Origin of the sequence: Dapis purpurea BLCC-M126 (genome assembly GCF_050015975.1) — a bacterium.
Taxonomy (GTDB): domain Bacteria; phylum Cyanobacteriota; class Cyanobacteriia; order Cyanobacteriales; family Microcoleaceae; genus Trichodesmium.
In genome coordinates this window covers 1-11,722 of sequence record NZ_JBNHER010000294.1, presented here as the reverse complement: position 1 = coordinate 11,722, position 11,722 = coordinate 1, and the positions used below count along the sequence as shown (strand labels likewise).

The window sequence follows — 11,722 nt, the reverse complement described above, 5'->3', positions numbered from 1 at the left end:
CTACTCAACTGAAAAGCACTGTAAAAGGGGAGGCTTTAAACCAGAATTATTTAATAAATAATTGGGTAAGATTTTATAGACTCAAAACTTTGACAATACAGTAATTTCAGGAAATTATTTCACATCTAAAGTTTGAAACTATTTGTGACATCCAGAATTCAGCAATACCCAGAAAAGCCAAAATATAATAAATAAAAAGCTTGAGTTTCATGTTATCTCCTATTTCTGATAATTCTTTAGATATAATAATTAAGTCAGCGATCGTCAAGAATCCCTTAGTGGTGTCTCCAGATATAAAAGTTAGTGAGGCTATTACTGAGATGAGCAATATGGATTCATTATGCAGCACTACTAAGATTAACAATAATAACATAGATAGTCTGCACAGGCAAGCACGGGCTAGCTGTGTAATAGTGATAGAAGAGGCGAAAGTAGTGGGTATTCTAACCGAGCGGGATATAGTGCGCCTGAGTATCCAGAAATTTAACCTTGATACCTTGGTTATGAGAGAGGCAATGAGTTCTCCTGTTTTGACTGTGAAAGAGTCTGAGCTTGCTAACTTATTTTTAATAATCAATTTAATCCAGAAACACGATATTCGCCACCTACCTGTTCTTGATGATCAAGACCAGTTGCTAGGAATATTAACCCATAGCAGTTTGCGCCTGTGTTCCCAACCCTTCGAACTGATGCAACTACGGCTTGTTGCAGAAGTAATGACAGATAAACTAGTCTGTGCCAAACCAGACTGCTCCCTGTTAGATATCGCCGAGAAGATGTTTAACCACAAAGTTAGTTCTGTTATCATCGTAGAATCTAACAATCAGAAAACTTCTGCACTTTCTGGTAATGTTGATTTTCTAATCCCTCTGGGCATAATAACGGAGGGAGATATCGTCCAATTTCAAGCATTAGAGTTGCATTTGGCAGATTACAAGGTTGAAATAGTGATGAGTACCCCTGTGTTTACAGTTAATCCAGAGGACTCACTGTGGTCAGTACAGCAGTTGATGCAACGAAAAAACATCAGTCAGGTGATGGTGACAGGGCAGAATAGTCAGCTACTCGGGATTGTGACAGAAAGCAGCTTGCTAAGAGCTATCAACCCTGTAGAAATTTATAAGTTAGCAGAAGTTTTACAATCTAAGGTAGTGAGCTTGGAAGCAGAAAAAGTAGCTTTACTAGAAAGTCGATCTAATAAGCTAGAAACAGAAGTCAAAACTTTAAAGAGTGAACTCCAAGAAGAATTTGTTCAACGCCAGAAAGTTGAAGAGCAACTACAGGCAAGCGATAGTCTATTATTAAATCTCAACCAGAATATAGTCTCACCTAAGAATAGTATCTTAGCACAAATCCAGAAAAAACTTCAAAGCACCAAAGCACAATATAAGAGCGATAACTACCAAACTGAAGTTGTGGTAGTTGAAGATAATTCTGATGATATTGATATGATCGAGGAGTTTTTAAGCAAGGATGGGTCTTTCAATCTTATATGTTTTTATCTGTTAGAGACAGCTCTCATCCACCTCGAAAACTATAAGCCAGATGTTATCATCCTTAATCTAAACCTACCAGATAGTCAAGGTTTAGCTACTCTGCAAGCTGTTGAACTTGCTGCGCCTACAGTGGCAATTATTATCTTAACTAACCTAAATAATCATAATCTTGCTGTAGCTGCTATGGATAGAGGTGCCCAAGATTATTTAGTCAAAGGTCAAATTTATCAGGATAATTTAGTCCGCTCAATTAACTATGCCATTTACCAGAAAAATTTACTTCAACAATTGCAGGAGGTATTTGATAATGCTAACAACTTAATTCATACGGTTCGGATAGAAGATGGTAAGTTTGAATATGTTAACAAATCTTGGCAAGAAATTCTAGGTTATTCATCAAAAGAAGTTGCAACCCTAAAAATCTTCGATATTCTTCATCCAGGTTGCTACAAAACCTGGCTAGATTTGACTAAGAAAATACAACAAGGAGTTGCTCAAACTGATAGTATTGAGTTGAGATTTATTAGCAAAGCTCAAAAGGAAATTATCGTTGAAGGTAGCATTACTTTTGAAGAAAGTAATTGTCCCAAAATAAGTCGTGGTATATTCCGGGATATTACACAACACAAAGTAATAGAGTCTGAGCGTCGCCAACTAATTCAAGAAGTCTCAAACTTTAAAGAAGCCCTTAATAAATCAGGGATCTTCACGATTGCAGATGCCAAAGGTATTATTACTTATACTAATGACAAATTTTGTGAAATCTCTGGCTATTCCCGATCAGAATTGCTTGGCCAAACCCATAAGCTTGTGAATTCAGTTTTGCATTCTCTTAGCTTTTTCGAGAATTTATGGGAAACTATTACAAATGGTAAAGTGTGGCAAGGTGAAATTTGTAATCAAGCTAAAAATGGGGATGTCTATTGGGTTTATAGTACGATCACCCCTTTTTTGGATGACTGGGGCAAACCCTATCAATACTTAGTCATCGGCTTTGATATTACCGAAAAAAAACAAGCCGAAGCCAACGTAAAGCAACAGCTGGCAAGTATTGAAGCTGCAGTGGATGGAATCGCGATTATCAAGGATGGTCTTTACCAATATGTAAACCCTTCCTATATTGAAATGTTTGGCTATGATAGTCAAGAAGAATTGCTGGGCAAAAGCTGGAAAATAATCCATTCTGCTGAGGAGTTAGAAAAATACGATCGAGAATTTTTTCAACTATTAAAACAAGATAATTCTTGGCACTTAGAAAAATTTGATCAAGAATTTTTTCAACTATTAAAACAAAATCATTCTTGGCAGGGAGAAATAACTGCCTTTCGTAAAGATGGTAGTATCTTGAATGAACAACTTTCCTTGACCCTCTTAGAAAACAATCTGATAATTTGTGTTTGCCAAGATGTTACAGAGCGCAGACAAGCCGAATTAGCTTTGCAACGATATAGTCGCGAAGTTGAAGACCTCTACAATAAAGCTCCTTGTGGATATCACTCCCTGGATGCATCAGCAACCTATGTACGGATCAATGACACGGAACTAAAATGGTTGGGTTGTAATCGCACAAAAGTTTTAGGTAAAAAGAGATTTGTCGATTTCCTCACCCCAGAAAGTCAAGAGATTTTTTGGCAAAATTTCAACCAGTTTAAGACAAAAGGCGCCCTTGATCGCCAGGAATATCAGATAATTACAGGAGATGGATCGATTCGCTGGTTTAGTGTAAATACCATCGCGATTAAAGATAATGCAGGTAACTTCATAATGACCCGCTCTACTATGTTTGACATTAGCCTTAGCAAAGCTGCTGAAGTAAAACTACAACGCACCAATAAGAAATTAGCCCGTGCCACTAAGCTCAAAGATGAATTTTTAGCAAATATGAGCCATGAACTTCGTACTCCTCTCAATGCTATTTTGGGAATGACCGAAACGCTTCAGGAACAACTCTATGGAGACGTAAATGACCGCCAAAAAGATGCCCTCAAGACTATTGGTCAAAGTGGAACACACCTGTTGCAACTAATTAATGATATTCTCGACCTGTCTAAGATTGAGTCGAAGCAAGTAACACTGAATTGTGAGCCGACTAATATCAAGAAACTTTGCCAAGATAGTATGATTTTTATCAAACAGCAAGCTTTCAAAAAACGAATTCAAACCCATATGCAAATCCCCCCCTCTCTACCTGATCTGATCATTGACGAACGCCGTATCTGTCAGGTGTTGATTAATTTACTCAACAATGCTGTTAAATTTACGCCAGAGGAAGGCTCTATTACCCTGCAAATTACTCAAATCACTGTAGAAGCAGAAGCTAATCAAGAAAATTTGTCTAGCACTGAAGCATCTGCAAATAGCAGTCAGACATGGATCAGATTTTCTGTCATTGATACCGGAATTGGCATTAGTCAAAAAAATATAGAGAAGTTGTTTCAACCCTTTGTTCAGATCGACAGTGCTTTAAACCGCCAATATTCAGGGACGGGTTTAGGTCTGTCTCTAGTGAAACAGATTATACAGTTGCATGGGGGCAACTCAGGAGTAACAAGTAAAGAAGGGGCGGGTAGTCACTTTTGGTTTGATCTACCCTGTAATAATTTACTGTTAAAGTCTTCTACTCCCAACTTATCTAGAGATTCTGTTGCTTCTACCCAAATAACTTCTAATTCACCTTTGACCCCTTGTCGCATCTTGCTAGCAGAGGATAACTTGTCCAATATCAAAACAATTTCTGGCTATCTGGCAGTCAAGGGATATCAGGTAAGAACTGCCCATAATGGAGAAGAAGCGATTAATATGGCCAAGTCTGAACATCCAGACTTAATCTTGATGGATATTCAGATGCCAAAATTAGATGGTCTAGAAGCTATGAGGCAAATTCGTCAGGATTCCGCGATCAAAGATATCCCTATTATTGCGATCACGGCTTTAGCCATGGCTGGAGATCAAAAAAAGTGCCTAGATGCAGGGGCTACGGATTATATTAGTAAGCCTATTAGGTTGAGGGAATTGACAACGATGATTGAAAAAATAGTCCTTAATTCCCATAAATAAATCAAAATTCCCCTAATATCAAATCCGGTTGAATACTTATTATATGGTTGGGGGGTTGGGGGGATGGGGAGATGGGGAGATGGGGAGATAGAGACAAACCCGTAGACACTCTCCGGTGGGGAATTTAGCGATATATCTATTAAAGTAATTGAAAAAATTATCAACACATATCCTATGACCAGATTCTATGTGCAATTAACCGGATTTGATATAAAATAAAATGTTATCCTGAATTGTGTAAACTCACCCAATAGGAGTTAGGCATTCCAATAAAAAAACTCACTTTTTCACCCATATTTAAGGCTTTTAGTTTACTAACTTTAGTTCAAAAACCAAGTTTGTGCATAAGTCTTCCCCTACCCAATAAATCTTTCAACTTATATTCTGCACGACAAAATGTAGTATCAACAATAGGAGACAGGAAACAGGAGACAGGAGACAGGAGATAATTATAGTGGTCAAGAGGAATAAGTAATATCATGTCCGTTGGTATCGTGCCGGGAAAATATCCACCGTATTTAAGGTTTTTTCTTCTCTTAAAGCTTCTTCCTTCTTCCTTCTTCCTTCTTCCTTAACTTCTCTATACAATACCAATGCTACCGGACATGATCTAATTGAGTATTTATGCTTAATATTTCCCGCTCGTATGACTTCTCAGAAAGGTCAAATGCAGGATATATATAGTATAAATATCTACCAACCTACAGTTGTTTATACTACTTTTAATGTTACAACTTGACGTGCGGAATGTGGGTTTCAACGATAAGAAACATTCACAAATATTACTATGATTAAACGATCCTTTCAACTTGTCCGAAACTTTTCGATAGTGAGCCTCACTGCATTTAGTCTAGGTATTACTCTACTTTCAGTTTTGTATCGTCACCAAGTAGTATCTAATCTGCTGATGTTAACGGAACAGAACAATGTGATGCTGACACAGTTTTTGGCCAATACAATAAGCCAAGAATACGGGACTTTTTTGTCCTCAACCCAGACTTTTAGTAATGAAGAACTGGCAGCACATTCTAAAACTCGTCAGATCAATGAAATTGTTATCGAAAAATTAGAAGGCTTATCCATTCTCAAAGTTAAAATTTATGACTTACAGGGACGTACTGTTTTTTCTACTAACTTTTTAGAAATAGGACAAGATAAAAGCAAATCATCTGGTTTTTTATTGGCTAAGTCTGGTGAAGTATCCAGTCAACTGGGGCATAGAGATACCTTCAAAGCATTACACAGTAACCTAGAAAATCGTGACCTCTTGTCCAGCTACATTCCAATGTATGCCAATGGCAACAACAAAGATATTATTGGGGTATTTGAGCTTTATACTGACATTACTCCCTTATTGCAACATATTAACCAAACCCAGAAAAATCTTTCACTAGGTAGTCTGGCGATCCTGACAATAGTTTATGCTACCCTCTTCCTCTTTGTTAAAAAAGCCGATCATTTGGTAACAATACAGTATCAACAGTTACAAGTATCTGAGGTTAACTCCCGAACTCAAGCCAACGAGTTAAAAGAAGTGTTATATCAACTCGAACAAGCCAAACTCAAATTGCTAAACACAAAGGAACGCTTGGAATTAGCCACCAGTGCTGCTAAAATAGGGGTCTGGGACTGGGATATTCTTCAAGATCAGCTAAGTTGGGATGATCATATGTGTGAAATATACGGTGTCAAATCATCCAGCTTGACAAATAAAGTTGACCTGTGGAAACAGTCCTTACATCCAGAGGACGCTCCCCAGACAAAGGAATTACTCTCCCAGTCAATCCAAGGAGAAAAGGATTTTCACACTGTTTTCCGAATAATTGTTCCCGATGGCTCAATTCGCTGGATCGAAGCTCATGGTATTGTGGAAAAAAACGATCAGGATGAACCCCAACGCATGGTTGGTATTAATATTGATGTGAGCACTCGAAAGCTAGCTGAAGCCGAATTACAACGAACTAATGTTGAATTAGCCCATGCTACAAAGCTTAAAAATGAATTTCTAGCAACAATTAGCCACGAACTCCGAACTCCTCTCAATGCTATATTGGGCATGAGTGAAGCACTTTTAGACAAATTACATGGAGAAATCAATGAGAATCAAAAAGATGCTATACAGGTTATTGACAGAAATGGAAATCACCTGTTGCAACTAATTAATGACATTATCGACGTGACCAGGATTGAGTCTGGTCAAATAAAACTGCAGCCCAAACAAACTAAAATCAACGATCTTTGTGAAAATAGCCTGGTTTTAGTTAGACAGCAGACTTTCAACAAACAAATTCAAACCCATCTGCAAATCACCCCCAATTTGCCTGACCTGATTATTGATAAACAACGAATTGTTAAAGTTTTAATTAACTTACTCAACAATGCCATTAAATTTACCCCAGCAGAAGGCTCTGTCACCTTAAAAGTTACCTCAAAACAAGAGGCTTCTGAATTAAATTCTGCTAATACAGAATCATCTCCCAACTGCAGTCAGACATGGATCAGATTTTCTGTTATTGATAGCGGAATTGGTATTAGTCAGAAAAATATCGGGAAGTTGTTTCAATCCTTTGTTCAGATCGATAGTGCTTTAAACCGTAAATATTCAGGTACAGGTTTGGGTCTGTCTTTAGTCAAACAAATTGTGGAATTGCATGGGGGAAAGGTCGGAGTGATAAGTGAAGAAGGGGTGGGCAGTCACTTTTGGTTCGATCTACCCTGTGATGATTTACCGCTGGGGTCATCTACTCCCACATTACCAACAGATTCTATTACTCCTCCTACCCAAGTAACTTCCGAGCCACCCATTGTCCCTTTATGTATCTTGCTAGCAGAGGATAATTTGTCCAATATTAAAACAATTTCTAGCTATCTGAAAATCAAGGGATACAAGATTCTAATTGCTAATAATGGAGAAGAAGCGATTAATATAGCAAAGTCTGAACATCCAGACTTAATCTTGATGGATATTCAGATGCCAAAATTAGATGGTCTAGAAGCTATGAAGCAAATTCGTCAGGATTTAGCTTTGAAAAATACTCCCATTATTGCCCTCACTGGTTTGGCCATGGATGGCGATCGAGAAAAATGTTTAGCTGCAGGGGCTACAGATTATTTTACTAAGCCTGTGAGGTTGAAGCAACTAGCAACTATAATTGAAAAAAATTTGAGCGTTGCTGAGTTAAGCTATAAAATATAGATTGGCCTAAATTTAACGAAGTTATAAGTCAGAAGCGAGTGTGTAATTATGAGGGAACCTCAGAATGTAAAATACACTTAATATCATATTCGGATAATTAGTTATAATAAACCTGATTCATTCTAAATTTACTCTTTCCCTCCTGACTCCTGACTCCTGACTCCTGACTCCTTCAATCATGATTTATCAGTATTCAACCGAACATGATATAACACAGTCAGAAGTTGTTTTTGTAATCGGGATTGGAGCAACGATCCAAAAACGTTTCGCTGATCGAGGCGGGGTTGCGCGACCCAATTATTTTGACAAAATGCTTTTTACTTAATAGTTAGACGGTTGTGGTAGTGATGTGAAGCATTATCTCCATTAAAGCAGAATCATAGCCAAAATCACCAACGGTTTCAACCCGGATTTTTAACAAGGAAAATAATTTAATGAAAAATAGTATTTCAATTCTTGTAGTCGATGATGAACCTGAAAATTTTGATGTGATCGAAGGCTTATTCCTAAATCAAGACTACGAGTTAAGTTATTCACCGAGTGGTCAAGATGCTATTGACTCTCTAGGCATTTATTTTCACCCTGATCTAATTTTGCTAGATGTGATGATGCCCGAGATAGATGGTATAGAAGTCTGTCGCCAAATTAAAGCAATGCCAGAATGGCAGGCTGTGCCGATAATTATGATTACCGCTTTAACTTCTAAAGAAGACTTGGCTCGCTGCCTAGCTGCTGGTGCTGATGACTTTATCAGTAAACCTGTTAATAGTCTTGAATTGCGTGCTAGGGTTCATTCTATGGTACGGATCAAACAACAATACGACAAGATTCAAAACTGGTCTAGACTGCAGCAAAGCACTATCCAATTGCTAGAGAGTAGTTTGACTGAGTTGCGCGGCAATCTTGCTAGAAGTTTATCCCATGAGTTGAACACTCCTTTAAATGGTATTTTGTCCAGTTTTCTTTTGCTCGATAGTTATCTTGATGACATGGATACTGAAGAGATTCAAGAGATTATCAATATTGGCACAACATCGGCAAAACGCTTGGAAAAGGTGACCCAAAAATTCCTAACTTATCTTTACTTGGAGTTACAAGCTCACAAATCCCTAGACGATCAGACTTCAGATATCGATCTGCAGGAGGCTGAAACCCACACATCCTTTATTTCAGAGATTGCACCTGCCCAAGCTAAAGCTTTCGATCGTTTCAACGATTTAACTATGGAAATTCAAGCTGCTACGATTAGGCTTACTTCTCAGCATCTTCAGTGGTTAATTGATGAGTTGTTAGACAATGCTTTTAAGTTTTCTGAGCCTCAAACTCCTGTAAAAATCTATGGTCAAGTTGTAGATGAGGTATTTCAACTTAATATTAGTGACTGTGGAAGGGGAATGACTCAAGACCAAATTGATAAAATAGGGGCATTCATGCAATTTGAACGTTATAATTATGAACAGCAGGGTGTTGGTTTGGGATTGAAGATTGCTCAGAAGATCATTGATTTGTATCGGGGGAAAATGTTGATTTTCAGTACCTACCAAAAAGAAACCATTATTCAGATTGAGTTGCCCGGGGTTCAGGAGGTGACAAGCTAGTTAGGGTTTGCTGATTAAATATCAAAGGATTTACAGATAAAGGTTTTAGGTTTTTTAAGTGGTGAAAAAGTACCATATTTTAGCCTGATCAGGCTAAAAAAGTGAGTATCTTGGGTTTGGTAGGGGCACCCAAGTTAAGAGATAATTTTTCCTTTGTAAGTCTTCTACAACTCCTGATTCTTCTTGAGTTTTCACTACTCCCTACTGCCTACTCCCTGCCTTAGCAAAAAGACTTTTGAGGGCAAGTCCTAGTTAAAAGCTTATATAGAGAGGAATTCCCTCTTGGCAAACGCATCTTAATCTCAATCGTCCCCTCATGCTATACTCAACTGAGAGAAAAGTGAGTGAAACTAACGGTTCCACTATGAGTCGTTTGGTGAGAATTCCATAACTTCAGGAATATTAAAAGGGCGAACGATGGGACTCGAACCCACGAATGGTGGAACCACAAACCACTGCCTTAACCACTTGGCCACGCTCGCCATATATATTTTTCTTACAGTTTATTAATATAGCACTACCAAATCATATTTGTAAACCCCCTTGACAAAAATATAAAATCTAAAACTTCCCCATCAATGAGTTATTGCGTTAATTCCCAATGCCCCAAACCAGAAAACCCAGATACTGCAAGCTATTGCCAGAGTTGCAACTCTCCCCTAATTCTCCAGAGGCGCTATCGTATCCTGAAAAAATTTGGTCAGGGAGGTTTTGGCAAAACATTTTTGGCCATAGATGAACAACATCCTTTGAAGCTTCCGTGTATTCTTAAGCAAATATCATTTCCCACTCTCGACCCCGAAAGCCATCAAACAACAGCCAGACTATTTCGGCGGGAGGTAATGCGTTTATCACAGTTGGGGCAAAATCCACAAATTCCTCTACTTTTAGCTCATTTCCAATACAATCAAAATTTATATTTAGTTCAAGAATATATTCAAGGTCTGACATTAGAGCAAGAATTACAACAACAAGGTCTCTTCAGCGAAGAACAAATATGGCAACTTTTACGAGAGTTACTGCCAATATTGAGGTTTATTCATCAGCATCAAATTATTCACCGAGATATAAAACCAGAAAATATTATTCGTCGTACTTCCCCAGCTATTAACTATCAAAAACCACCCCACCTACCCGGAGAAAATCAACTGGAAAAATTAGGAAAAGTAGGGAAAATTGTATTAATTGATTTTGGCGTAGCGAAGTTGTTGACAGGTACAGCTTTAATTCGCACGGGCACTATTATTGGAAGTCCCGAATATATGGCACCGGAGCAAACTAGGGGGAAAGCATTGCCAGCAAGTGACTTATTTAGTTTGGGTGTCACTTGCATTTATTTACTGACGGATGTTGCACCTTGGGATATGTTCGATGTTATCAATGACTCTTGGAGATGGCGAGATTTTTTGCCGAGTGGGGGTAGTGTCAGTCAACGTCTCGGCAATATATTAGATAAGTTGTTGCAAAATTCTGTGACTCAACGCTATCAGACAGCCGAACAAGTTTTGGAAGCATTGGAGTCTCGCTCTAATATTGTCAGACAACCTGTAAAAAATATAGAGTCTTTGGCGCGGGCAAATCAAAAGTTACCTCTGTTGCCATCGGTGCATAGTTTAGTTGGGAGGTTTATTCCACAAATTATGACACTGGATGAAAATGAACTAATTTCGGCAGTGGGAGTAGAGTATCGGAAATTGCAGTATTTGTTGACAGTGCAAAAGTGGCGGGAAGCAGATATGGAAACTTGGGGAGTTTTATGTGATGCTTTAGGAAAGAGGAGAAAAAGTTATTTTTTTCGGGATGATATTGATAATTTGCCTTGTGAAGATTTGCTAACTATAGATCGCCTCTGGGTGAAATATAGTAGGGAAAAATTTGGGTTTAGCGTGCAAAAACAGATTTATGAAAATGTGGATGAAGACTATGGAAAATTTTGTATTCAGGTTGGTTGGTTGACTTATAATATGCACTTTCGTCATCAAGGGTTTAAGTTTAGAAATTGGGCACCAGTTGGTCATTTACCTTCAAGAATTTGGTCAGGAGGTCAAAAATGGTGGATTCATGCTGAGGCGATGGCGAAAAAATTGGATAAATGTTTGTTGTAGTTAGTAGGTTTTAGCTTTTATATGATGTCCGGATGAACAGTTATAAATAATTGGGGAGGAGTCAGGAGTCAGGAGTCAGGAGGGAGAAGAAGAGGAGGAAATTTTTTTTTTATAACTAATTAAGCGGACATGATATTAGCTGAAAGAATTTTATGGGGAAGTTTAGCTATCAATCAGAAAAGAAAAAAACCGATATTTGAAGAATTTATTTTTTCTTACAGCATTTTTCAGGTAAATAGACCACAGTGGTTGAACCAACCGAAGGCATCA

General features: G+C 38.0%; 4 protein-coding genes and 1 tRNA gene. 4 read left to right on the top strand and 1 reads right to left on the bottom strand.

The annotated features are described in order from the left end of the window. The first annotated feature begins 209 nt into the window (after positions 1 to 209). The 3 genes from ACP6PL_RS26825 to ACP6PL_RS26815 all read left to right on the top strand — a co-directional run bounded on the left by ACP6PL_RS26825 (position 210) and on the right by ACP6PL_RS26815 (position 9,347). Entirely contained in the window at positions 210 to 4,553 is a 4,344-nt protein-coding gene (locus ACP6PL_RS26825; RefSeq protein WP_426548393.1) for a PAS domain S-box protein, read from the top strand. Positions 4,554 to 5,340: 787 nt separating this feature from the next. Then, on the top strand, positions 5,341 to 7,749 hold the full coding sequence (locus ACP6PL_RS26820; protein WP_426548392.1) for a response regulator: 2,409 nt from the start codon (positions 5,341 to 5,343) through the stop codon (positions 7,747 to 7,749). A gap of 434 nt (positions 7,750 to 8,183) precedes the next feature. Further along, a complete protein-coding gene (locus ACP6PL_RS26815) occupies positions 8,184 to 9,347 on the top strand; it encodes a hybrid sensor histidine kinase/response regulator (RefSeq protein WP_426548391.1) in 1,164 nt (387 codons plus the stop codon). Between the two features lie 409 nt (positions 9,348 to 9,756). Here ACP6PL_RS26815 and ACP6PL_RS26810 read toward each other — a convergent pair. After that, positions 9,757 to 9,829: transfer RNA gene (locus ACP6PL_RS26810), tRNA-His, on the bottom strand. Positions 9,830 to 9,925: 96 nt separating this feature from the next. Between ACP6PL_RS26810 and ACP6PL_RS26805 the strand changes: the two genes are divergently transcribed. Next, positions 9,926 to 11,452: a protein kinase domain-containing protein gene (locus ACP6PL_RS26805; protein ID WP_426548390.1), complete on the top strand. Its 1,527-nt coding sequence runs from the start codon at positions 9,926 to 9,928 to the stop codon at positions 11,450 to 11,452. Positions 11,453 to 11,722: the final 270 nt, after the last annotated feature.

Excerpts from the sequence above, each read along its gene's own strand:
- ACP6PL_RS26815 (WP_426548391.1), top strand. The coding sequence starts at position 8,184 with ATGAAAAATAGTATTTCAATTCTTGTAGTCGATGATGAACCTGAAAAT.
- ACP6PL_RS26805 (WP_426548390.1), top strand. The coding sequence starts at position 9,926 with ATGAGTTATTGCGTTAATTCCCAATGCCCCAAACCAGAAAACCCAGAT.
- ACP6PL_RS26825 (WP_426548393.1), top strand. The coding sequence starts at position 210 with ATGTTATCTCCTATTTCTGATAATTCTTTAGATATAATAATTAAGTCA.
- ACP6PL_RS26820 (WP_426548392.1), top strand. The coding sequence starts at position 5,341 with ATGATTAAACGATCCTTTCAACTTGTCCGAAACTTTTCGATAGTGAGC.